The sequence below is a fragment of the Microvirga medicaginis genome (assembly GCF_052658925.1).
Window position 1 is genome coordinate 84,197 of record NZ_JBQWEL010000009.1, and the last position, 23,427, is coordinate 107,623.

Genomic DNA, 23,427 nt, shown 5'->3' on the forward strand with positions numbered 1-23,427 from the left:
TGACCGCTCATGCGGCCAAGCTGAGACGAAGACGCATAGGCGCGGAGAAGAGTTCCGCTCAAGCCAAATTCGAGAACACATCCGCCAGGGACGGCAGCCGATCCTTGAGGCGGAGCAGCGCGATCAACTCGATTTGCACGATGGCCGTGTCAAACTCCGTCTCGGCATCATGTTCCAGCCGCTCCTCAAAGGCTGCCATGATCTCGTCCTTCGTGCGACCCTTCACGGCCATGATGAAGGGGAAGCCGAATTTCTGCTTGTAGGCATCGTTTAATGCGATGAAGCGATCCCGCTCCTCCTCGGTGAGACTGTCGAGGCCTGCGGAGGATTGCTCGTTGCGGGAATCCGCCGTGAGATCGGCAAGCTTCAGGCGGCCAGCGAGATCGGGATGCGCGCAAATGAGCGCGAGCTTCTGATCACGTGTCGCTTCCGAGAGCATATGCACCATGGAAGCATGCAGTCCTTCCGCCGTGTCCTGAGCCGTCGTGAAACCGGCATCATAGGCACGCTCCGCGATCCACCGCGAATGCTCGAACACATCGCCGAACAGTTCCACGAAAACCGCCTTGCTCATGGTGCTGGGCTTGAGGCTCACCGGGCGATGATAACGGATCCAGAGCCGGGCAATGTCGATGCGCCTGGCGATCCAGACGTCATCGTGAGACGCGACATAATCGAGAAAACGCGCAAGCGCCGCAGCACGTCCGGGGCGGCCGGCGAGTCGGCAATGAAGACCGACCGACAACATCTTCGGCGCATGTTCACCCTCGGCATAGAGCGTGTCGAACGAGTCCTTCAAGTAAGCGAAGAACTGATCGCCCGAATTGAAGCCCTGCGGCGTCGCAAAGCGCATGTCGTTGGCGTCCAACGTATAGGGCACGATGAGTTGCAGGTGATGACCATGCTGCTCCCAATAAGGAAGTTCATCGGCATAGGAATCCGCGCTGTAGAGGAAGCCTCCCTCCTCCGCCACGAGACGGTTGGTGTGCTCCGAGGTGCGGCCCGTATACCAGCCGAGCGGACGCTCGCCGGTCACCTCGGTGTGGATGCGGATTGCTTCCCTCATATGCGCCCGCTCCTCCTCGGAGGAGAAGTCGCGATAATCGATCCATCTGAGGCCGTGGCTGGCGATCTCCCAATCGGCTTCCTTCATGGCTGCCACTGCTTCCGGGTTGCGCATGAGCGCCGTCGCAACACCATAGACGGTGACCGGCATCTTGCGCTCCGTGAACATGCGCCACAAACGCCAGAAACCCGCGCGGGAGCCGTATTCGTAGATCGATTCCATGCTCATGTGCCGCTGGCCGGGCCAAGGCTGCGCACCGACGATCTCGGAGAGGAAAGCTTCCGACGCACGGTCGCCATGGAGGACGTTGTTCTCGCCGCCTTCCTCATAATTGATCACGAACTGAACGCAGATCCGCGCATCGTCCGGCCAACGCGGATGAGGTGGATTGCGCCCGTAACCGACGAGGTCGCGAGGATAGGTGGTCTCGGGCATGTCTTAGCTTCCGCGATAGGTGGAATAGCTCCAGGGAGAGACGAGGAGCGGCACGTGATAATGGCCATCGGTCTCGGCGATGGTAAAGCGGATGGGAACGATGTCCAGGAAAGGCGGATCAGCCGTCGGCGTCCCGATCGCCTTGAAATAAGCACCGACCTCGAACACGAGCTCATAAGTGCCGGCGCGAAAGGACTCGCCAACCATCAGAGGCGCATCGGTACGGCCATCCGCATTGGTGACGGTACGCACGACGGAACGACGGCTTCCGTCCTCAATGGCAAAGAGCTCGATGGCGACACCCTTTGCGGGCTTGCCGTTGACATTATCCAGAACGTGGGTGGACAGGCGGCCCATGAAACCTCGCGAGCGTGACAAGAGGCCTTGAATCTTCGGGCCTTACGCTCCGTCGTCAAGCGCCCAGCCACCATAAGCTGGAAAGCGCAGGATTCCAGGAGCAGTTCCTGTTGAAAAAGGCCTAAGGAAGGCCTTTCGCAATCGAGTCCCCCGCCCTAGGCTAAGGCTTCTTTCATCGTGACAGTGGCTGCATGATCGACCCGCAAATCTCCGAATGGATCAGTCAGATCCTGCGTTGGACCCATGTGATCACGGCAATCGCCTGGATCGGCTCCTCCTTTTACTTCATTCATCTGGACCTGAGCCTGAAGAAGCGGGAGGGGCTGCCTGAGGGCGTCGGCGGCGAGGCCTGGCAGGTCCATGGCGGCGGCTTCTACAATATGCGCAAGTACCTCGTTGCGCCGCCCGAACTGCCGAAAGAGCTCACCTGGTTCAAATGGGAGAGCTATTCCACATGGATCAGCGGCTTCTTCCTCATCGTCTGGGTCTATTATCTCCATGCCGATCTCTACATGATCGACCCCGCCGTTCGTGCGCTCGCGCCCTGGCAGGCCTCAGTCATCGGCATTGGAGCCCTGGTGGTGAGTTGGTTTGTCTATGAAGGCTTGTGCCGCTCTCCGCTCGGCAAGAACGGCCTCGTACTCGGCATCGCGCTTTTCGTTTATATCCTTCTTGCTGCTTTTGGCTTCACGCAGGTCTTCAACGGGCGCGCGGCCTTCCTTCACACAGGCGCGATGATCGCCACCTGGATGTCGGCGAGCGTGTTCTTCATCATCATCCCAAACCAGAAAAAGGTGGTGGCCACCCTGCTGGCCGGAGGCTCGCCCGACCCGAAGCTCGGCAAGGAAGCGAAGCTGCGCTCAACGCACAACAACTACCTGACGCTGCCCGTCATCTTCCTGATGCTGTCGAACCACTATCCGCTGGCCTGGTCATCCCGCTACGCAGTGGGCATCATCGGCCTCATCCTGATCGCCGGCGCGGTGATCCGGCATTTCTTCAATTCCCAGCATGCGGGCAAGGGCTCACCCTGGTGGACCTGGGGCGTGGCCGCCGCCGCCATCCTCGCGGCGATCTGGCTTTCGATTATCGGCAAGCCCGGCAATGCTAACCTGGCGGATGGCTCGGCAACGGCGGCTCCTGCGGCCGCCTTCGAGGAAGCCACCCTCGCGATCCAGTCCCGCTGCTCCATGTGCCATGCGGCCGAACCCGTGTGGGACGGCATCGCCATCGCCCCAAAGGGCGTGCGCCTCGATACGCCGGAGGAGATCGCCCGCCATGCGGAACTCATACGGGTTCAGGCCGTGCTGACCCACGCCATGCCGCCGAACAACATCACCGAAATGACGCTCGACGAGCGCAAGGCAGTCGCAGCCTGGCTGGCAAGCCGCTAATCCCCCTTCAATTCGTGCAGTCCCGCACCAAGAACAATCCAACGGAGGATCACCCATGTCCGAGCTCACCTTGAAGACGGCCCAGACCATTGCCGAAGCGACCCTCAAGACCGCCCGGGAGAAGTCGTTCAAACCGCTCGCAGTGGTTGTCTATGATGCGCGGGGTTCCCTGAAGGCCCTGCTCGCCGAGGACGGCACGAGCCTCAAACGCGCGGAAATCGCCATGGGCAAGGCCTATGGAGCATTGGCTCTCGGCGTGGGTTCGCGGGCACTCCACAAAATGGCGACCGACCGCCCCTATTTCGTCTCCGCGGCCACCCATGCGGTGGGCGGACAGCTCATTCCGGTGCCCGGTGGCGTGCTGATCAAGGATTCCCAGGGGGATATCCTGGGGGCGGTGGGCGTGTCGGGCGACACCTCGGATAACGATGAAATCGCCGCAGCGGGCGGAATCGCAGCCGCCGGGCTCGTTTTCGACACCGGGGCGTAACTTCTCCACATCCGGCTCCCTTACCAACCCAGGGTTTCAGGGCCGGAGGGGGATAGTACTGGACATAAACAGTTGATTGATCAACAAATAGGACAAGGTTACTGCCTTATCGGCTCTGACCGAGACATTCCAAGACACTAAGAGAAAATCAGAAAGGGAACGCGTCCGATGTCATCATGGATCAAACGCACGGCGCTGGCTGCCGTCGCCACGGCCGCCCTCATGGGCGCCATGAACCCCGCCTTCGCCGAGGTCGTCTACAACCGCGCCAATTCCGGCGAGCCTGAGACCCTCGATACCCACAAGACCTCGACCGTGCAGGAAGCGCATATCCTGCGCGACATGCTCGAAGGCCTCGTGACCTACAACGCCAAGGGCGAAGCCGTTCCCGGCCAGGCCGAAAAATGGGAGGTTTCCGACGACGGCAAGACCTACCGCTTCACGCTCCGCGATGGCATCAAATGGTCGAACGGCGATCCTGTGACGGCCGAGGACTTCGTCTTCTCCTACCGCCGCATCATGGATCCGGCCACGGGCGCGAAATACGCGAATATCCTTTACCCGATCAAGAACGCCGAGAAGATCAACAAGGGCCAGGCCAAGCCTGAAGAGCTCGGCGTGAAGGCCGCCGACGCCAAGACGGTCGAGATCACGCTGGAAGCTCCGACCCCCTATTTCATCGAGCTGCTCACCCACCAGACCAGCCTGCCGGTGCACAGGGGATCGGTCGAGAAGTTCGGCAAGGATTTCGTGAAGCCGGGCAACATGGTGACGAACGGCGCCTACAAGCTCGCCGAGTTCGTGCCGAACTCTCATATCAAGCTCGTGAAGAACGAGAACTACTACGACGCCAAGAACGTCCAGATCGACACGGTCAACTACTTCCCGACCCCCGACTTCGCCGCGATGGTCCGCCGCTACGAGGCCGGCGAACTCGACACCACCGACGACGTGCCTGCCGACCAGATGAAGTCGCTGAAAGAGCGCTTCAAGGATCAGGTCAAGCTCGGCCCGTATCTCGGCACTTGGTACCTCGTCGTGAACTCCTCCAAGGCTCCGTTCAACGACGTGCGCGTGCGCCAGGCACTCTCCATGCTGGTTGACCGCGAGTTCATCGCCGAGCAGATCTGGGGCCAGACCATGCAGCCGGGCTACTCCTTCATGCCTCCGGGCGTGGGCAATTACGGCGAGCCGGCCTACATGGACTACAAGGACACCTCGCCGATCGACCGCGAGGACAAGGCCAAGGCGCTCCTGAAGGAAGCCGGCTTCGGCCCTGGCAAGCCGCTGAAGGTTGAGATCCGCTACAACACGACGGACAACAACCGCAACACGGTCATCGCCGTCGCCGAGCAGTGGAAGGCAGCCAACATCGAGACCTCCTTCATCAACACGGACGGCAAGACCCACTTCGCGCACCTGCGCGACGGCGGCGACTTCGACGTCGCCCGTTACGGCTGGATCGCCGACTACTCGGATCCGAACAACTTCCTGTTCCTGCTTAAGAGCGACAACAAGGGCTTCAACTACGGCAAGTACAACAACCCGCAGTTCGACAAGCTCCTCGACCAAGCCGCGACCGAGCTCGACCTGAAGAAGCGCGCCGACCTCATGAAGCAGGCCGAGGCGATCCTGATGAAGGACATGCCCTGGATCCCGATCATGTACTACGGCAAGAGCAACCTGATCTCGCCGAAGATCAAGGGCTTCGTGCAGAACACGCGGGGCGTCTATCCGACGCGCTTCCTTTCCAAGACGCAGTAAAATATTTGCGCTATGGGGGCGGCCTGAAGCTCAGGCCGCCCTATCTTTTTGTGTTATCGTATATCAGTAGGAGGAGCATCCATGCTCTCCTTCATCCTCCGCCGCTTCCTGTCGGCGATCCCGACGCTGTTCATCATCGTCACGATCTCGTTCTTCCTGATCCGTCTCGCGCCCGGTGGCCCATTCGACCTCGAACGTCCCCTCGAGGCGAAGGTGATGGAGAACCTCAACCGGATCTATCAGCTCGACAAGCCACTGATCGAGCAATACTGGCTCTACCTGAAGGCCGTCATGCACGGCGATTTCGGCCCATCGTTCATCCTGCGCGACTTCTCGGTGGCCGAACTCTTCGCCCGCGGCCTTCCTGTTTCCGTGACCTTGGGCTCACTGGCGCTATCGCTCGCCATCCTTGTCGGCGGAACGCTCGGCACCATCGCGGCGCTGCGGCAAAACAGTGCCATCGATTATCTCGTCACCGGCATGGGCGCCCTAGGGCTGACCATTCCGAACTTCGTGGTGGCCCCCATCTTCCAGCTGGTATTCGGTCTGGCTCTTGCGTTGCTGCCCGTCGCCGGCTGGGCCGACGGCAATCCGCGCAACTTGGTGATGCCGGTCGTCGTCCTGGCGCTGCCGCAGATCGCGGTTGTGGCACGCATGACCCGTGCTGCGATGATCGAGAACCTGCGCTCGAATCATATCCGCACCTTGCGCTCCCTCGGCCTGCCGACCCGGACTATTGTCGCCCACGCACTTCGCGGCGCTGCCCTTCCGGTGGTGTCTTATCTCGGCCCTGCAGCGGCCGCCCTGCTCACGGGGTCGGTGGTCGTTGAAACGATTTTCGGCCTGCCAGGCATCGGACGCTACTTCGTGGAAGGCGCGCTGAATCGCGATTACACGCTCGTCATGGGCACGGTCGTGGTCGTGGCCATCTTCGTTCTGCTCTTCAACCTCGTGGTCGATATCCTCTACGCATTGATCGACCCACGCATTCGTTATGATTGAGGTGAGCCATGGCTGAAGGCGCTGTTCTTCCTGTCGAGACCATGGCCGGGCCGGTCGTCACCGGCCGCTCCCTTTGGGCGGAGGCCCGTGGTCGTCTCATCCGCAATCGGGCAGCTCTCACCAGCATCATCGTGCTGAGCCTGATCGCACTCGCCTGTATCTTCGGGCCGTTCTTCACCGGCCACCCCTTCGACCGGGTCTATCCTGATTACGTGAAGGTACCCGCGAGCCTCGAAGCTTACCCGAAGGCCGACCAGATCGAGCCGAACATCGAACGTATCGGATCGCGCGTGCGCGCCAAGGCGGAGAACATCGCTATCGACGATGGCGTCGTGCATCTCACTCTCGTGAGCACGAGCACCCGCCCCGTTGACGAGCGGCTTCTGGCCTATTTCGAGCGCTCCGATTTGTTCGGCCCCGCCAAGGTGGTCGAGCGCCAGGAGGAGGGCCGCAGGCTCATCGTCGATGTGCCGGTCCGCCAACAATACTTCTTCTTCGGCACCGACACGAACGGCCGTGATCTTCTCACCCGCACCATGAAGGCTGGGCAAATCTCGCTTGCCATCGGACTGCTCGCCACCTTCGTCGCGATCTTGATCGGCGTGGTCTACGGCGCGACGTCCGGCTATCTCGGCGGCCGCATCGATCTCATGATGATGCGCATCGTCGACATTCTCTACTCGCTGCCGTTCATCTTCTTCGTGATCATGCTGGTCGTGTTCTTCGGCCGCAACTTCATCCTGATGTTCCTTGCGGTCGGCGCGGTGGAATGGCTTGACATGGCCCGCATCGTGCGCGGCCAGACATTGTCCATCAAACGGCAGGAATACGTGCAGGCGGCGGAAGCGTTGGGTGTCGAGACCAAGGGCATCATCCGCCGTCACGTGATCCCCAACACGCTGGGACCCGTCGTCGTCTACATGACGCTGCTCGTGCCGAAGGTGATTTTGCTCGAGAGCTTCCTCTCCTTCCTTGGCCTTGGCGTTCAGGAGCCCAACACCAGCCTCGGTGTCCTGATCTCCGAGGGCGCCAAGAACATCCAGGGCGCCACCTGGATGCTGCTGTACCCGTCCATCACGCTTGTCGCGATCCTGTTCTGCCTCAACTTCATCGGCGACGGCTTGCGCGATGCTCTCGACCCGAAGGATCGCTGACATGACCGAACCCGTTCTTTCTGTCCGCAGCCTTCAGGTCCGTTTCCGTACCGGTGACGGTATTCTCCATGCGGTTAAGGGCATCGATCTCGACATTCCGCCTGGCGAGACCGTCGCCATCGTGGGCGAGTCCGGATCGGGCAAGAGCCAGACCATGATGTCGGTCATGGGCCTGCTTGCCTCGAACGGATGGGCCGAGGGCTCCGTGAAGTATCGGGGGCAGGAACTGATCGGGCTTTCGCCGGAGAAGCTCAACACCTATCGCGGTTCGAAGCTCACCATGATCTTCCAGGAGCCGATGACCTCGCTCGATCCGCTCTATCGGATCGGTGACCAGCTCGCCCTGCCCTTGATGACTCATGGAAAGATGGGCAAGGCGGCAGCGCGCAAGCGCGCCATCGAGCTCTTGGAGCTGGTTCGCATTCCGGATCCTGCTCGCCGCATCGATGCCTATCCGCATGAAATGTCCGGCGGCCAGCGCCAGCGCGTGATGATCGCGATGGCACTCGCCAACAACCCGGACGTGCTGATCGCAGACGAGCCCACCACTGCGCTCGACGTAACGGTGCAGGCACAGATCCTGGAATTGCTGCGTGACCTCCAGAAGCGCCTCGGCATGTCCATCGTGTTCATCACACACGATCTCGGCATCGTGCGCCGCTTCGCCGACTACACCTATGTGATGAAGCGCGGCGAGGTCGTGGAGAGCGGACGCACTGCCGACATCTTTGCGGCCCCCAAGCATCCCTATACGCAGATGCTGATCGATGCCGAGCCCCGGGGCCGCAAGGAGCCTGCACCGGCGAATGCGCCTGTCATTCTGGACGCCAGGAACATCCAAGTGACCTTTGCTCTCGAGAAGAACTTCTTCGGCAAGGCCACGCACATCCTCCGCGCCGTCGACGACGTGAGCCTGACCGTGCGGGCCGGTGAGACCGTAGGCGTCGTGGGCGAGTCCGGCTCCGGCAAGTCCACCCTCGGACGCGCGATCCTGAAGCTGCAGCCCGCCTCCGGCATGGTGCGCTTCGAGGACCGCAATCTCATGCCGCTCGACCGTGCGGGTATGCGCCCCTTGCGCCGCCACCTGCAGCTCGTGTTCCAGGATCCCTTCGGCTCCCTTTCCCCGCGCATGACGGCGGGCGAAATCGTGACCGAAGGCCTGCTCGTCCATGAATCGAGCATCTCCCGAAAAGAGCGCGACCGCCGCGCGGCGCAGGCCTTCGAAGAGGTGCAGCTCGATCCGGCCTGGCGCAACCGCTTCCCACACGAATTCTCGGGCGGCCAGCGCCAGCGCATTGCGATTGCCCGCGCGATGATCCTGCATCCGAAGCTCGTGGTGCTCGATGAGCCGACCTCGGCCCTCGACCGCTCCGTGCAGAAGGAAATCGTGGAGCTGCTGCGCAACCTGCAGAAGGCGCATGGTCTGGCCTATGTGTTCATCAGCCATGACCTCGCCGTCGTCCGGGCGCTGTCGGATGAGATCATGGTCATGAAGACCGGCAAGGTGGTGGAGCGCGGCACGGCCGAAGAGATCTTCGAGCGCCCGCGCGAGGCCTATACCCGCGATCTGATCGCGGCCGCCTTCCTGGCCGAGCGCGAAAGGACCGAGACCAGGAGCCGACCCCTGGCCTCCTGAGCTGGAACCGAAGCCCATGGCGCGGATTTGATCTTTGTTCACCGCATGATCATGCGGTGAACCGGTATCCACTTCACCGGATCATGCTCTGGCGCCATGGCAAAGCTCGCATCCTATCGCGCCAAGCGCGACTTCACCCGAACCTCCGAGCCGAAGGGCAAAGCCACCCGGCACAAAGGTTCATCCTTCGTCGTTCAGAAGCACGCCGCATCCCGTCTGCATTACGATTTCCGCCTTGAGCTCGACGGTGTGCTCAAGAGCTGGGCCGTTGCGAAGGGGCCGAGCCTCGTCAAGGGCGAGAAACGCCTCGCGGTCCATGTGGAGGACCACCCGCTCGACTATGCGGATTTCGAAGGCCTTATCCCCGAAGGACAATATGGTGGCGGAACGGTCCTGGTCTGGGATCGCGGCATCTGGGAGCCGGAGGGTGATCCCCACGATGGCTATGACAAGGGCCGCCTCACCTTCCGCCTCGACGGAGAAAAGCTCCATGGCACATGGCATCTGATCCGCATGGCGAAGCGTCCTCGTGAACGCCAGGAGGCCTGGCTGCTGATCAAGGCGGATGACGCTTATGCTCGAGCGGAGAACGATCCGGACATTCTCGAAGAAGCGCCACTCTCGGTAAAATCCGGCCGCTCCATCGAGGAGATTGCCCCAAGCCCAACGGCCAAAGCTGCGGTGAAGCGAAAAGCCGCTTCGAAGAAGCCTGCAGCCTCTTCATCGAAAAAGTCGGCATCACCTGCGAAGCGCACCACCGCTGCCAAGGCGACCAAGGCAAGCGATGTGGAGGTCGCTGGCATTCCTCTCACTCATCCCGAGCGCGTACTGTGGGAGGAACAGGGCCTCACCAAACAGGCGCTGGCTGAGTTCTATGCCGACATCGCCGATTGGCTGCTGCCGCATCTCGTCAACCGTCCTCTCACCCTGATCCGCTGTCCTTCCGGCGCGCAGAAGAAGTGCTTCGTCCAGCGCCATTCCTGGGCCGGCATGAACCCGGCAATCCATCGCACCATGGTACCGGACAAGCCAAGCAAGCTGGAAGTACTGACGGTCAGTGACATTCAGGGTGTCATCGCCCTCGTCCAATCCGGTGTGCTGGAGATGCATGTCTGGGGCGCGACACTGGCCGATCTGGAAAGACCCGACAGATTGATCTTCGATTTCGATCCCGGGGAAGGCGTGGAATGGCGCCAGGTGATCGAAGGGGCCTTTGCCATTCGGGAGCGCTTGAAGGTACTGGGCCTTGTGAGCTTCTTGAAGACGACAGGCGGAAAAGGCCTGCACGTCGTAGTGCCCTTGAAGCCCAAGGCTCCCTGGAAGGAGGCGCTGGCGTTTACGCGCAGCATGGCGGAAGCGATGGCGAAGGACGAGCCGGACCGCTACACCACCACATCGGTCAAGAACGAACGCCAGGGCCGGATCTTCATCGACTACCTGCGCAACAACCGCGAAGCCTCCGCCGTTGCGCCCTACTCCACCCGCTCACGCCCCGGCGCACCCGTAGCGACACCTGTTGCGTGGGATGAACTGACGCCAGGCCTCAAGCCGAACGGCTTTACTGTGGAGAATTTAGGTGTGCGCCTTGCCGCCTTACGCCAGGATCCCTGGGCTGAGATCGCCAAGGTCGATCAGGTCCTGCCTGACGTGAAACGCACGAAGCGCACTTCTCAGAAGAAAGGCGCCTGAATCCCTTCAACCTTTAACGCCTCCTGCACGGCCGGACGCGCAATCACCCGCTCGGCCAAAGCATTCAGATTGGAGAGCGAGCGGGGCGGGCGAGGCATGCCCCTGCCCCAGCGGATCAGCATGAACAGGAAGAGATCCGCGGCGGAGAACCGATCTCCAAGGAGCCATGTCTTGTCACCGAGTTGCTCGGAAATCACATCGAACATCCGATAAAGGCGCTTCTCGGCAGCCTGCTTCGCGGCAGGTGCAACGGCCTCGTCGCTCACGTGCTCATGAGGATAGAACCAGGCGCGATACTCAGCCTGCGGCGTGTTGGTCAGATGCACCATCCACTTGTAGAACTCCGCCCGTTCCTTGGTGCCCACAGCCGGGGCAAGACCGGCCTGCGGGAACTTGTCGGCAAGGTGCAAGGCGATGGCTGCGGTCTCGAACAGCACGAGATCGTCGTCCACCAGCACGGGGATACGGCCGTTCGGGTTGAGTTTCAGATATTCAGGGCTCTTCTGGGCATTGTTGCCCCGGTCGACGAGACGCATCTCGAAAGGCACGCCGATCTCCCGCAGCATCATGTGCGGCAGCAGGCTGGCATTGCCGGGATAGTAGTAGAGAGCCAACATCGCGAGGAACCTTTCGTGACCTGAGCCCCTCCTTCGTAAGGAGCGATCCGCTGTGCGTAAAGGTGCGTGAAGCCGCCATCCATATCTTCCTTTCGAGGGCCAATGCCCTATCGTCCTGAAAGAACCGAGGAGTGCCAGGAATGACAGATCATGCACACCGCATCATCGCGAAGTTGCAGGTCAAACCGGGAGAGCGCGTGAAGCTGAAGGAGCGAGATCCACGGGATTCCAGCCTCTTCGGCGACGAGCAGGAAACAAAAGCCGCAACCGCTGCCCTCGCAGAGGACATCGATGTGCTGCAGGACAGGCTTTATGCGGAGGGTTCGCGCGCCCTCCTCGTCGTCCTCCAGGGCACCGACACCTCCGGCAAGGATGGCACCATCCGCGGCGTCTTCAATGCCACCGGGCCGCTGGGTGTCTCCGTCACCGCCTTCGGGGTGCCGACGAAAACGGAGCTGGCGCACGACTATCTCTGGCGGGTGCACGACGCCTGCCCCAGGCGAGGCACCATCGGCATCTTCAACCGTTCCCATTATGAGGACGTGCTGATCGCGAAGGTGAGGAACTTCGCCTCGAAGGAAGCGATCGAGCAGCGCTATGATCAGATCAACGCGTTTGAGAAGATGCTGCTCGAGAATGGCACGACCATTCTCAAGTTCATGCTTCACATCTCGAAGGACGAGCAGAAGGAGCGGCTCCAGGAACGTCTCGACGATCCGAGGAAGCACTGGAAATTCAATCCTGGCGATCTCGATGACAGGAATTACTGGGACGAGTACCAGGAAGCCTACGAGACCATGCTGCGCCGCTGCTCGACGGAGCATGCTCCCTGGTACGTCATTCCGGCCGACCGGAAATGGGTGCGCAACGCAGCCATCGCCTCGATCGTCAAGGCGACCCTTGAGGAGATGAACCCGCAATATCCGAAGGCGCCGTGGAATCCGAATGACTTCGTCATTCCCTGACCCGAATGCCACCTTCGTCGAAGGCCCTTGCCGAGATGGGGTTTCAGCGCGACAATAATCTTATGAAAAGCATCCTCGTTCCCATCGAAGACCATGGTCAGATTGAGAGCCAGCTCGAAGTGGCCCTCCTCCTGGGTCGTACCTTTGACAGCTATATCGAGGGTCTGGCGATCACCCCCGATTACCCCGTCGTTCTGCCGGTGGACATCGCCATCGGCGTCCCATCGCCCCTCACCCCTGAAAACCGCTTCGAGATGGCGCGCGGTTGCCGCGAGCGGTTTGAGGGGTTCATGGCCACCAAGCAGATTTCGCGTTCTTCAGTAGGCTTGGCCGGCCTGAGCTTCGGCTGGCGCCAGGACGGGCTGATGGAAGATGCCTTCCTTGGCGCATATGGCCGGGTTTTCGACACCGTCGTGGTCGGCAGACCCGATGGCTCGAACGGGCAGACGCGGCTTTCAACGGTCGAAGCTGCCCTTTTCGAAACGGGCCGCCCGGTTCTGATCGCTCCGCCGTCCGTACCTCGCACCTTCGGCGAAGTCGCCGTGATCGCCTGGAACCGCAGCACCGAGACAGCCCGTGCGGTGCTGGGTTCCATTCCGCTTCTCAAGAAAGCGCGTCGCGTCGTGGTACTGGAACTCGAGGATTGGGGGGTTCCTGGCCCCTCGGGGTCGGAACTCGCTCGCTCCTTGCGGATGCATGACATCGCTGCCGAGGCCATGACAGCTCCAGACCCTTCGGACAAGCCGGGCGAGACCATTCTGGCCGAGGCCGCCTCCCTCGGCTGCGACCTCCTCGTCAAGGGCGCTTATACCCAAAGCCGCCTGCGGCAGATGTTCTTCGGCGGAGCGACGAGCCATATCCTGAGCAACACGACGATCCCCGTTCTGATGGCCCATTGAGAGTGAGGGCCAGACCATGTTTCGGGATGTCTCCGTTGTTCTGGATGAACGCTTTCGCCGTCTGATCATTGGCTCCGCGCGACTGGAGAAGCTCGCGGAGGGCTGCCGCTGGGCGGAAGGCCCTGCCTATTTCCCGGCTGGCCGCTATCTCGTCTGGAGCGATGTCCCGAACGATCGCATGATGCGCTACGACGAGACATCGAACACGGTCAGCGTGTTTCGGAATCCGTCCGGTTATTCCAATGGAAACACGGTCGACCGGCAAGGCCGCCTCGTGACCTGCGAGCACGGCAACCGGCGCGTGACGCGGACGGAGCATGACGGTTCGATCACGGTCATCGCGAGCCATTATGACGGGAAGCGTTTCAACAGCCCCAACGATGTCGTGGTGAAATCAGACGGCTCGATCTGGTTCACGGACCCGGCTTACGGCATCGACTCCGATTACGAAGGCCACAAGGCGGAGAGCGAGATCGGCGCCTGCCATGTCTATCGCGTCGATCCGCAGAGCGGCGCTGTCAGCATTGTGGCGGATGATTTCGTCCGCCCCAACGGCCTTGCCTTCTCGTCGGATGAGAAGCGTCTTTATATCGCTGATACGGGCGCGACGCACGTTGCCGACGGGCCGCGCCACATCCGCGTGTTCGATGTGGGCGAGAACGGCAAGCTTAAAGGCGGCGATGTCTTCGCTACCTGCGCCAGCGGTCTCTTCGACGGGTTCCGGCTGGACGAGGCGGGACGGATCTGGACCAGCGCAGGTGACGGCGTCCATTGCTACGAGAGCGACGGTACGCTCATCGGCAAGATCCTGGTGCCGGAAGCGGTAGCCAATGTGGTCTTCGGTGGCGTGAAGCGCAACCGCCTCTACATCTGCGCCACCACGTCGCTTTATTCCATCATGCTTCCGGTGAATGGGGCGAGGACCTTCTAAAGAAGTCTTGTGAATAGCGCCCTCTTCCCTCATGTATGCGCGCCATGAGTCACTCTGCCTCCCAATCCGCGAAAATGGTGCGTTCGGGCGCGCTCGTCGGCATCGGCCTGATGCTGCTCGGCACCTTCATGTTTTCCGTCAACGACGTGATGGGCAAGTGGTTCGTTGCCACTTATTCCGTCGGCCAGGTTCTGCTGTTGCGCGGTGTCGCGGCACTGGCCGTTCTTCTTCCGATCATGCGGCAACAGAACATCCCGATCAAGATTCCGCCGCAACCGGGGTTTCACGCCTTCCGGATCCTGCTTTCGACACTCGAAGTGTCCTGCTTCTATTGGGCGGTCACCTACCTGCCGCTCGCGGATGTGATGACCTATTACCTCGCAGGGCCGATCTATGTCGCAGCCTTCGCGGTGTTCTGGCTGGGCGAGAAGATCGACAAGCCGCGCATCCTCGCGATCGGCGTCGGTTTCGTGGGCGTGCTGATCGCGCTTCGCCCCTCACCGGCAACGATCTCCTGGCCAGCCCTTATCGCCCTGGCAGGCAGCATGTTCTATGCGCTCCTGATGATCACGACCCGAAAGCTGCGTAACACCGACGACGGAACACTGGTATTCGGGCAGATGCTCGGCAACGTGATCTTCGGCCTCGCCGTTGCGCCTTTCGCATGGGTCACGCCGGGATGGCTCGACCTGGCTGGCCTGTTCCTGTTGGGTGTCGTGTCGATGGCGGCCCATGCCTGCGTCAACCGCTCGCTGAAAATTGCTCCGGCCTCTGTCGTCGCGCCATACCAATATACGCTCATCATCTGGGCGATTGTGCTGGGTTATCTCGCCTTCGGCGACATCGTCGAGTTCTGGACTCTTGTGGGCGCAGCCGTGATCTGTACGGCTGGTCTGGCGCTGCTGCTTCTCGAACATGAAGCTGCGCGCCGCGGGCGCGTCCCTAAGGATATCGAGGAGCCCGTGCTGCCGGAAGCTTAACCCAAAGACCAACGCGCTCTCCACAGACTGCCCAACAATCGCGCTTGACAGTTTCCGCCACGGGACCGCCAAATGGTGCAACAAAAACACACATGGGGAGTGCGATGCGCCTCAAGCTCAAAATCGCTGCCGCAACGGCAGGAATTCTGTTCGCCTCTGTGGCTTTCGCCCAGGACATCAAGATCGCCCTGATTGCCGGCAAAACCGGTCCGCTTGAAGCTTATGCCAAGCAGACAGAAGCCGGCTTCATGATGGGCCTTGAGTACCTCACCAAGGGCACCATGGCGTTGAACGGCCGAAAGATCTCCGTGATCGTCAAGGACGACCAGCTGAAGGCCGACCTCGCCAAGACGCTGCTGGAGCAGGCCTATAACGACGACAATGTCGACATCGCTGTCGGCACCACCTCCTCCGCTGCCGCGCTCGCCATGCTGCCGGTTGCGGAAGAGAACGGCAAAGTGCTGATCGTCGAACCCGCCGTGGCTGATGCGATCACCGGCGAGAAATGGAACCGCTTCATCTTCCGCACCGCCCGCAACTCCACGCAGGATGCCTATGGCGCTGCAGCGGCCATTCCGGCCAGCGGCGATGTTTCCATCGCGACGCTCGCGCAGGACTACGCCTTCGGCAAGGACGGCGTGGCTGCTCTCAAGAACGCGCTCGCCGAGATCCGCCCGAACGCGAAGGTGGTGTTCGAGGAATATACACCTCAGAACGCCACGGATTTCACCGCTTCCGCCCAGCGCATCTTCGACGCGCTGAAGGACAAGCCGGGCAAGAAGATCATCAACATCATCTGGGCCGGTCAGCATCCGTTGCCGAAGATCGCCGATCTGAAGCCCGAGCGCTTCGGTATCGAGATTGCGCCCGGCGGCAACATCCTGCCCGTCATGCAGATCTACAAGAACTATCCCGGCATGGAAGGCGCTGTGTACTACTATTATGCCTTCCCGAAGAACGCGATGAACGACTGGCTCGTGGCCGAGCACCAGAAGCGCTTCAACTCGCCGCCGGACTTCTTCACCGCAGGCGGTTTCGCCGCTGCTTCCGCTGTCGTCACCGCCATCGAGAAGGCCGGCGGCACCGATACCGAGAAGCTGATCAAGGCCATGGAAGGCATGAGCTTCGAGACACCGAAGGGTACCATGACCTTCCGCAAGGAAGATCACCAAGCACTGCAGGTCATGTACCATTTCAAGGTCAAGGCCAACGGCAAGGACGCGAACGACCTGCTCGATCTCGTCGACACGATCCCTGCCGGCAGGATGCCTATTCCGGTTCGCAACAAGCGCTAAGCTAATTGTGACATCATCAGCAACGACAACGCCCGCGCTTGAAACGCGCGGGCTTACCATTCGCTTCGGGGGCCATGTGGCCGTCAATAACGTGTCATGCCAGTTCACCCCTGGCACGCTCACGGCCATTGTCGGCCCGAACGGCGCTGGCAAGACGACCTATTTCAACCTGATCTCCGGCCAGCTGCGCGCAACGTCGGGACAGGTTCTGGTCGAGGGAGGGGACATTACTTCTCTGCCGCCGTCCGCCCGCGCCAAACGCGGTTTGGGCCGCGCCTTTCAGCTCACAAACCTCTTCCCGGACCTGACCGCGCTGGAGAACGTGCGCCTTGCCGTGCAAAGCCGCGCCGAGGCGGGCTGGTCCCTGTTCAAGGTCTGGAACAGCCGCCGCGATCTCATCGCGAAGGCGGAAGAGATCCTTGAGCGTGTGCGCTTGAGCGACAAGCGCCATATTCCACCGAAGGCGCTTTCGCATGGCGACCAGCGCAAGCTCGAAGTCGCGCTGCTTATTGCGATGGAGCCCAAGGTCTTCATGTTTGACGAGCCCACCGCCGGCATGAGCGTCGACGAAGTACCGACAATCCTCGAACTCATTCATGACATCAAGCAGCGCGGTGATGCAACGGTGCTCCTCGTCGAGCACAAGATGGATGTCGTCCGCTCGCTTGCCGACCGCATCATCGTACTGCACAACGGCACTCTCGTGGCTGACGGCGATCCAGTGGAGGTCATCACCTCGCCCGTGGTGCAGGAAGCCTATCTCGGTGTGGAGGTAGCGAATGGCTGAATCGCTTCTCCAACTCTCCGGCGTGCACACGCATATCGGGCCATATCACATCCTGCACGGCGTGGACTTTGCCGTTCCCGCAGGCCAGCTCACCATGCTGCTCGGCCGCAACGGGGCAGGCAAGACGACGACGTTACGCACCATCATGGGCCTGTGGCAGGCATCATCCGGCGCGATCCGCTTCGGTGGCGACGATATCACCAGGACCAGCACGCCGGATATCGCGCGCGCCGGTATCGGCTACGTGCCGGAATCCATGGGCATCTTCACGGACCTTACGGTGCGTGAAAACATCGTGCTTGCTGCCCGCAGCGGCCCGGTGGATTCCGCGCGCCTCGACTGGATGTTCGGCCTCTTCCCGGCGCTCAAGCGCTTCTGGAACCTGCCCGCAGGCAATCTCTCCGGCGGCCAGAAACAGATGCTCGCCATCGCCCGCGCCATTGCCGAGCCACGCCGCCTTCTGCTCATTGATGAGCCCACCAAGGGTCTCGCACCCGTGATGGTGCGCAGCATGATCGAGGCCTTCAAAGCCCTGAAGGCTGCAGGCGAAACGATCCTGCTCGTGGAGCAGAATTTCCATGCGGCCTCCGCCCTTGGCGACAATGTCGTCGTGATGGATGATGGACGCATCGTGCATTCCGGCGCCATGAGCGAACTGGTGACGGACAAGAACCTGCAGCAGCGCCTGCTTGGCCTCTCCCTGGATGCACACCAATGACCGATACGGCTGTTGAACCGACTGCATCGACCGTGCCGCTTCCGCACAACAAAACGGATTGGCTGCCGCTCGCGCTCGTTCCCGTGCTCGCGCTCCTTGCCCTACCCTTTGTCGGCAGCGGCTCGACCTGGGTGACGCTCACCGTCGCGGGCCTTGCGATGGGCATGATGATCTTTCTCATGGCATCCGGACTCACGCTGGTGTTCGGTCTCATGGACATCATCAATTTCGGCCATGGCGTCTTCATCTCGCTTGGGGCCTATGCGACCCTTCTCGTCCTCGGCCCGCTCGCTGGCTGGGGGCAGGCCGATTCCGTCTGGTTGAACCTTGGCCTCCTGCTGCTGTGCATTCTCGCTGCCATGGGGGTCACCGGCGTCGTCGGCGCGGTCTTTGAGCGCATCATCGTGCGTCCTGTCTATGGCAGCCATCTCAAGCAGATCCTGGTCACCATGGGGGGCCTGATCGTGGCCGAGCAGGCAATCCACGCCATCTGGGGTGCATCGCCTATCCCGCTTCCGCTGCCGCAAACCCTGCGTGGCGCGTTCATCGTCGGCGATATCGTGATGGAGCGCTATCGCGTCGTGGCAGTGGGCGTGGGCCTTGTGGTGTTCATCGGCATGCAGTTGCTGCTCAACCGCACGCGCATCGGCCTTGTGATCCGCGCGGGCGTCGAGAACCCTGAGATGGTCGAGGCGCTGGGTTATCGCATCCGCCGCCTCTTCGTGACCGTGTTCGTGGCAGGCTCAGCGCTTGCTGGCCTCGGCGGTGTAATGTGGGCCTTCTATCGCCAGACGCTCACCGCAGGCATGGGCATGGAGGTGATGGTGCTGGTGTTCATCGTCATCATCATTGGCGGCCTCGGCTCCGTTGGCGGCTGCTTCGTCGGCTCCGTCCTGGTCGCGCTGGTAGCCAACTATGTCGGCTTCATCGAGCCGAAGCTCGCCTTGATCTCCAACATCCTTGTCATGGCCCTCGTGCTGATCTGGCGTCCGCAGGGCCTCTTTCCGGTAGCGCGTCGATGAGCACATCTCCTGCCCTGCCCCTCGCTTTCGATGAGACCCGCAAGAGCGGCGGCGTTTTAAGTGGCATCCTGTCCTCGGACATGCCTCGCTCGAAGATGCTGACTTTCATCCTGCTCGCCATTCTGGTGGTACTGGCGGCAACGCCGTTCCTGTTCTCCGGCAGCCAGCCATTGAGCACGGCCGCCAAGATCTGCGTCTTCATCGTGCTGGTCGCAAGCTATGACTTGCTGCTGGGCTATACCGGCATTGTCTCTTTCGCTCACACGATGTTCTTCGGCATCGGCGGCTACGGTATTGCCATCGCGCTTGAGCGTCTTGGTGCCGCCTGGACCTCTGTCGCCATCGGCCTTGCCGCGGCTCTTGTGCTCTCCGCTGTGCTGGCTGTTGCGATTGGCCTGCTGTCGCTGCGGGTGCGTGCAATCTTTTTTTCGATGATTACGCTGGCGGTTGCCTCCGCCATGTCGGTTCTCGCCTCGCAGCTTTCCGGTATCACTGGCGGCGAAGATGGTCTGTCGTTTCAGTTGCCGAACGAGCTGCGCCCCGCCTTCAGGCTTTTGTCCGAGCCGATCCTTGGCGTCGCCATTAATGGGCGTCTCATTGCCTATTACATGGTGTTCGTCATCGCCCTTCTGATGTTCCTTCTGCTCCTGCGCATCGTGAACTCTCCGTTCGGACGCGTGCTGCAGGCGATCCGTGAGAACGAGTTCCGCGCCGAGGCTTTGGGCTATCGTGTGGTGGCGTATCGGACAGCAGCCTCCGTCATCTCGGCTCTCACCGCCACGGTGGCCGGTGCCCTCATGGCCCTGTGGCTGCGTTACAATGGTCCGGATACCACGCTCTCCTTCTCCATCATGATCGACATTCTGCTCATGGTCGTCATCGGCGGCATGGGAACGATGTATGGTTCCGTGATTGGCGCCTCTCTCTTCGTTCTCGCCCAGAGCTATCTGCAGGTTCTCATGGAGGCCGGAAGCAAAGCGCTCGCCGGGGTGCCGGTGCTGCCGAACCTGATCCACCCGGATCGGTGGCTGCTCTGGCTCGGTGCGCTCTTCGTCATCAGCGTCTACGCGTTCCCAGGCGGCATTGTTGGGCGCTTGCGACAGGCTAAGCAATAAAGGCTTAAGGCACGGAAACTTAGCCGGTTTACAGCGTTTTCTTCGAAAGAGCGGAGGAAGCGCCTATGAGTCGTGCCTTTGTTCGCGAGACTGAAGGCGGTGAAGCTTTCGAGGACCTGCCTAATCGGACCGTGAGCCCGCATCATCTCGTCACGCCATTGGGACTTACGCAGATGGATGCCGAGATCAACACCCTGGAACGGCGCCTTGAGGAAGCGAAAGCCGCCGACGACAAGGCTGAGATGGCGCGTCTCTCGCGCGATCTGCGCTATTGGTCGGCCAGGCGGGTTTCGGCCGTGGTCGTGCCTCCTCCCTCCGACACGGCCCATGTCCGTTTTGGCGCCCTCGTTACCATCGAGCGCGAGGATGGGCGGCAACAGACTTATCGGATCGTCGGAGAGGACGAGGCTGATCCCGCCAAGGGAACCATCTCCTACGTCTCGCCGCTCGCCCAGGCCCTTATGGGAAAAGAGGTTGGCGACGTCATCCCCTTAGGATCGACGCAAGCCGAGATCATCACGATAGCCGCCTGAAGGTCAGCGCTTCAAACGCCGCCGTTCCCCTGCAGAGTGGCGTAATAGGCACGTTTGGCCTCATACATCCGCAGATCGGCGCGCTTCACCACGGATTCCAGCCGCTCGCCAGGCTCGCTTGTCGCCAGTCCCATGGAAAAGCTGAGCGGAAGACCGGTGTAGAACTGGTTGTTGACCTCGAGCAGGTTCTCGATGCTCTCCAGGACCACCTTGGCGTCTCGCTCCTCCGTTCCCGGCAGCAGCAGAGCGAACTCGTCGCCACCGATGCGAGCCGCACACGAAGGCTTGTCGACCGCCTTGTTGAGCACCTCGCCCGCGCGGCGTAGCAATGCATCCCCGGCGGCGTGTCCGAGCTGATCGTTCGCCGTCTTTAACCCGTTGAGATCAATGATGACCACCGTCACAGGAAGCGGCCCCTTGCGCTCAAGGCGATTGAGCTCATCGACAAAGAAGGAACGGTTGTAGAGCTTAGTCAATACATCGTGCTTGCCGAGATATTCCAGATAGGCTTCGGCGCGCTTGCGAGCCGTGATATCCGTCAGCGCCACCTGGACGAGCGACCAATCCTGCTCGTAGCCGGGCAGAACGGAAAACTGCAGGTGCAGGTGAAGCTCGTCGCCAGCCAGGGAGTAGTTTACCACCTCCCGCTGCTGGAAAATTCTGCCATGCCAGAGATCGATGAGCTGCTCCCGGAAATGGTCCTGCATCTCCTCCCGGAAAACCTCACTGAGATTGCCAAGCAGGGTCTTCTTATCAGGCGCGGCAAAGAGCTCGAGCGTGTGCCGGTTCACGTCGATGACGCGAATTTCGCTCATGCAGCGCGAGACGAACTCCGGATGCACGTCCGTAAAGGTACGGAAGTTACTGATCCCCTGCCGTCGCACATCATCAAGCAATTGCTTGACCGCGCTGAAATCCTCAACCCACAACGACACAGGAGAATGTTCGAAGAGACCGCGCGCGTAGGTCTCGCTGACCGCCAGTTCGCGACGCGCTGTTTCCCTTTCCGTCACATCCTCAATGGCCACGAGAACGCGATCCCAGCTGTCCTCGTGTCCCGGCAGGATCGTTCCCTTCAGCTGAATGTCGAGCCGCTTTCCCGCAAGGGTGTAGTTGACAGTGTTGCTCCCGAACTCGAGCTTACCCTCCCATAACTGGACCAGCTCATTGATATGGGTCTTGAGCATGTCGGCGCGGAAGATCCGGGAGAGATTGTCAATCAGATGTCCCGGGCTCTCGGCCTCGAACAGACTGAGCGTCTTGCGGTTGACCTTGATGACACGAATACAGCCCGAACAGGCGCGGACGCGTTCGGGATCGGCCTCAAGATGGGCCCTCAGCGAAGTCACACCGTCGGCTCGCCACTCTTCGAAAAGCTGCTTCAGGCCGCTGTAATCTTCCAGCCACAGAGAAACGGGCGCCAAGTCGAACATGCGGGCATCGTCTTGGTAATTGTCCGAAGCATGAACGCGCAGAGCGCTGGAGTTGGGATGGGGCATGGAAGGCCTGCGGGGATAGACAAGATATGGGCCATTCAGCCTGCAGACGCGCTGTAATACTAGATCAGAAGGGAAAATTTTTCCTGACTTGGCTTCATTTTCAGCCTGGAACAGCGATCGGATTGCATAGCGTTCATCCGATTCCCCCCTGAGAAGCTCAGCCCCTTCGGTCGCGCAAACCCACCCGAGCCACCGGCAGGTCCGCCATAGGCTCGGCGGTTTTCTCGCCGTTGGCCGAAATCCAGCCTTTACCGGACTGACGAGCATAATAGCTGTGCCCCGTCCGGGAAGGCGGAAGGATGGACGAGCTGAGATTATCGAGCACGAGCTGAACCCTGGGCGGCAGAAACCGTGAAAACCGCATGGGCCGCTCCCTCCGCGGTTGCGCCAACCGTGACGGATAAGGCGGACGCCGGTCAGCCACGCTCGATCAGCATCTTGCGCTTCAGGAGCACGAAGTCCTCGCAATCACCTCTCCCACTTGCAGGAAGGGTCCAGGCATCCTCCCGCCCGTACTGTTCCAGGTCAGTCGTTTCCACGATGGTGGCGTTTACATGGCGGTTGACCTGCTGCAGCTCTGCGAGCCGTTCCGGCGCCAGAACAACCTGTCGCGCGGGCTTTGCCACGGCTGCGTGAATCGGCGAAGCCACGACGACAAGCAGACATGCAGCGGCCACGCTGCGCAGAATCGAAAACATCGGAAGGCCCCCAGTGCTTTTGCTGCAGGAGCCTTGTCTACAGCCCCGCCTTGCTCAAGCTTGTTTGGGAATAAGCCGGTGCATTGAGCCCAAAATGGGCAGCTTGCCTGTGGGTAGGATCAAGTCTTCGAGGAGAGAAGGAAGACCTCAGGCATCCGCCTGCATCCCGTCGGCCACACTCTGGCTCATGTAAGGATGCCCCGCCTCATTGAGAGCTCGATCCAGTGCCTCGATGGCGGTCAGGATTTTCGAAAGCTCTTCCGCCATTTCCACCGAGGGAAGCGGCGCCTCCGCGATTTGCCGCGCCATTTCTCGCCGGCGTTTGACAAGGCTCTCGCGCGCTGCATTCAGCTCCTTGATTTCCTCGGAAGTCATGGGCTC

General features: G+C 61.1%; 24 protein-coding genes. 17 read left to right on the plus strand and 7 right to left on the minus strand.

What is annotated here, in order from left to right; genetic code table 11:
* Positions 1 to 58: 58 nt before the first annotated feature.
* The gene (gene puuE / locus ACUXUR_RS13395; RefSeq protein ID WP_445502856.1) at positions 59 to 1,501 is read right to left on the minus strand and encodes an allantoinase PuuE; all 1,443 of its coding nucleotides are present in this window, start codon (positions 1,499 to 1,501) and stop codon (positions 59 to 61) included.
* 3 nt (positions 1,502 to 1,504) lie between these two features.
* Complete coding sequence (gene uraH / locus ACUXUR_RS13400; protein WP_445502857.1) at positions 1,505 to 1,858, minus strand: hydroxyisourate hydrolase; 354 nt, start codon at positions 1,856 to 1,858, stop codon at positions 1,505 to 1,507.
* 191 nt (positions 1,859 to 2,049) lie between these two features.
* On the opposite strand from uraH, the gene ACUXUR_RS13405 reads away from it, so the two are divergent.
* From ACUXUR_RS13405 to ligD, 7 genes are all read left to right on the plus strand, one after another.
* The gene (locus ACUXUR_RS13405; protein ID WP_445502858.1) at positions 2,050 to 3,252 is read left to right on the plus strand and encodes a urate hydroxylase PuuD; all 1,203 of its coding nucleotides are present in this window, start codon (positions 2,050 to 2,052) and stop codon (positions 3,250 to 3,252) included.
* 55 nt (positions 3,253 to 3,307) lie between these two features.
* Positions 3,308 to 3,742, plus strand: a complete 435-nt coding sequence (locus tag ACUXUR_RS13410) for a GlcG/HbpS family heme-binding protein (RefSeq protein ID WP_445502859.1) — start codon at positions 3,308 to 3,310, stop codon at positions 3,740 to 3,742.
* Positions 3,743 to 3,910: 168 nt separating this feature from the next.
* A complete protein-coding gene (locus ACUXUR_RS13415) occupies positions 3,911 to 5,506 on the plus strand; it encodes a peptide ABC transporter substrate-binding protein (protein WP_445502860.1) in 1,596 nt (531 codons plus the stop codon).
* 81 nt (positions 5,507 to 5,587) lie between these two features.
* The gene (gene oppB, locus ACUXUR_RS13420) at positions 5,588 to 6,508 is read left to right on the plus strand and encodes an oligopeptide ABC transporter permease OppB (RefSeq protein WP_445502861.1); all 921 of its coding nucleotides are present in this window, start codon (positions 5,588 to 5,590) and stop codon (positions 6,506 to 6,508) included.
* Positions 6,509 to 6,516: 8 nt separating this feature from the next.
* Positions 6,517 to 7,662: an ABC transporter permease subunit gene (locus ACUXUR_RS13425; protein WP_445502862.1), complete on the plus strand. Its 1,146-nt coding sequence runs from the start codon at positions 6,517 to 6,519 to the stop codon at positions 7,660 to 7,662.
* Between the two features lies 1 nt (position 7,663).
* A complete protein-coding gene (locus ACUXUR_RS13430; RefSeq protein ID WP_445502863.1) occupies positions 7,664 to 9,298 on the plus strand; it encodes an ABC transporter ATP-binding protein in 1,635 nt (544 codons plus the stop codon).
* A gap of 96 nt (positions 9,299 to 9,394) precedes the next feature.
* Entirely contained in the window at positions 9,395 to 10,987 is a 1,593-nt protein-coding gene (ligD, locus tag ACUXUR_RS13435) for a non-homologous end-joining DNA ligase (RefSeq protein ID WP_445502864.1), read from the plus strand.
* Here the strand turns inward: ligD and ACUXUR_RS13440 are convergent.
* Entirely contained in the window at positions 10,969 to 11,604 is a 636-nt protein-coding gene (locus tag ACUXUR_RS13440; protein ID WP_445502865.1) for a glutathione S-transferase family protein, read from the minus strand. The genes ligD and ACUXUR_RS13440 overlap by 19 nt on opposite strands.
* A gap of 140 nt (positions 11,605 to 11,744) precedes the next feature.
* Here ACUXUR_RS13440 and ACUXUR_RS13445 point away from each other — a divergent pair, with 140 nt between their 5' ends.
* The 10 genes from ACUXUR_RS13445 to greA all read left to right on the plus strand — a co-directional run bounded on the left by ACUXUR_RS13445 (position 11,745) and on the right by greA (position 20,849).
* Positions 11,745 to 12,569, plus strand: coding sequence for a polyphosphate kinase 2 family protein (locus tag ACUXUR_RS13445; protein WP_445502866.1), 825 nt, complete (start codon positions 11,745 to 11,747; stop codon positions 12,567 to 12,569).
* A 62-nt stretch (positions 12,570 to 12,631) separates the two neighbouring features.
* On the plus strand, positions 12,632 to 13,468 hold the full coding sequence (locus ACUXUR_RS13450; RefSeq protein ID WP_445502867.1) for a universal stress protein: 837 nt from the start codon (positions 12,632 to 12,634) through the stop codon (positions 13,466 to 13,468).
* Between the two features lie 16 nt (positions 13,469 to 13,484).
* Complete coding sequence (locus tag ACUXUR_RS13455; RefSeq protein ID WP_445502868.1) at positions 13,485 to 14,399, plus strand: SMP-30/gluconolactonase/LRE family protein; 915 nt, start codon at positions 13,485 to 13,487, stop codon at positions 14,397 to 14,399.
* Positions 14,400 to 14,443: 44 nt separating this feature from the next.
* Positions 14,444 to 15,379 carry a DMT family transporter gene (locus ACUXUR_RS13460; RefSeq protein WP_445502869.1) on the plus strand — a complete coding sequence of 312 codons (936 nt, stop codon included), beginning with the start codon at positions 14,444 to 14,446 and terminating at the stop codon, positions 15,377 to 15,379.
* Positions 15,380 to 15,483: 104 nt separating this feature from the next.
* Entirely contained in the window at positions 15,484 to 16,674 is a 1,191-nt protein-coding gene (locus ACUXUR_RS13465) for a substrate-binding domain-containing protein (RefSeq protein ID WP_445502870.1), read from the plus strand.
* A gap of 7 nt (positions 16,675 to 16,681) precedes the next feature.
* On the plus strand, positions 16,682 to 17,461 hold the full coding sequence (locus ACUXUR_RS13470; protein WP_445502871.1) for an ABC transporter ATP-binding protein: 780 nt from the start codon (positions 16,682 to 16,684) through the stop codon (positions 17,459 to 17,461).
* A complete protein-coding gene (locus tag ACUXUR_RS13475) occupies positions 17,454 to 18,179 on the plus strand; it encodes an ABC transporter ATP-binding protein (protein ID WP_445502872.1) in 726 nt (241 codons plus the stop codon). The genes ACUXUR_RS13470 and ACUXUR_RS13475 overlap by 8 nt, the downstream gene beginning before the upstream one ends.
* Positions 18,176 to 19,201: a branched-chain amino acid ABC transporter permease gene (locus ACUXUR_RS13480; RefSeq protein WP_445502873.1), complete on the plus strand. Its 1,026-nt coding sequence runs from the start codon at positions 18,176 to 18,178 to the stop codon at positions 19,199 to 19,201. The genes ACUXUR_RS13475 and ACUXUR_RS13480 overlap by 4 nt, the downstream gene beginning before the upstream one ends.
* Positions 19,198 to 20,316, plus strand: a complete 1,119-nt coding sequence (locus tag ACUXUR_RS13485; RefSeq protein ID WP_445502874.1) for a branched-chain amino acid ABC transporter permease — start codon at positions 19,198 to 19,200, stop codon at positions 20,314 to 20,316. The genes ACUXUR_RS13480 and ACUXUR_RS13485 overlap by 4 nt, the downstream gene beginning before the upstream one ends.
* Positions 20,317 to 20,381: 65 nt before the next feature.
* Positions 20,382 to 20,849, plus strand: coding sequence for a transcription elongation factor GreA (gene greA, locus ACUXUR_RS13490; protein ID WP_445502875.1), 468 nt, complete (start codon positions 20,382 to 20,384; stop codon positions 20,847 to 20,849).
* Positions 20,850 to 20,860: 11 nt separating this feature from the next.
* Here greA and ACUXUR_RS13495 read toward each other — a convergent pair whose 3' ends face one another.
* The 4 genes from ACUXUR_RS13495 to ACUXUR_RS13510 all read right to left on the minus strand — a co-directional run bounded on the left by ACUXUR_RS13495 (position 20,861) and on the right by ACUXUR_RS13510 (position 23,421).
* Positions 20,861 to 22,348: a sensor domain-containing diguanylate cyclase gene (locus ACUXUR_RS13495; RefSeq protein ID WP_445502876.1), complete on the minus strand. Its 1,488-nt coding sequence runs from the start codon at positions 22,346 to 22,348 to the stop codon at positions 20,861 to 20,863.
* A 157-nt stretch (positions 22,349 to 22,505) separates the two neighbouring features.
* Positions 22,506 to 22,712, minus strand: coding sequence for a hypothetical protein (locus ACUXUR_RS13500; protein ID WP_445502877.1), 207 nt, complete (start codon positions 22,710 to 22,712; stop codon positions 22,506 to 22,508).
* 52 nt (positions 22,713 to 22,764) lie between these two features.
* Entirely contained in the window at positions 22,765 to 23,046 is a 282-nt protein-coding gene (locus ACUXUR_RS13505) for a transglutaminase-like cysteine peptidase (protein WP_445502878.1), read from the minus strand.
* Between the two features lie 147 nt (positions 23,047 to 23,193).
* Positions 23,194 to 23,421, minus strand: coding sequence for a hypothetical protein (locus ACUXUR_RS13510; protein ID WP_445502879.1), 228 nt, complete (start codon positions 23,419 to 23,421; stop codon positions 23,194 to 23,196).
* Between the last annotated feature and the right edge of the window lie 6 nt (positions 23,422 to 23,427).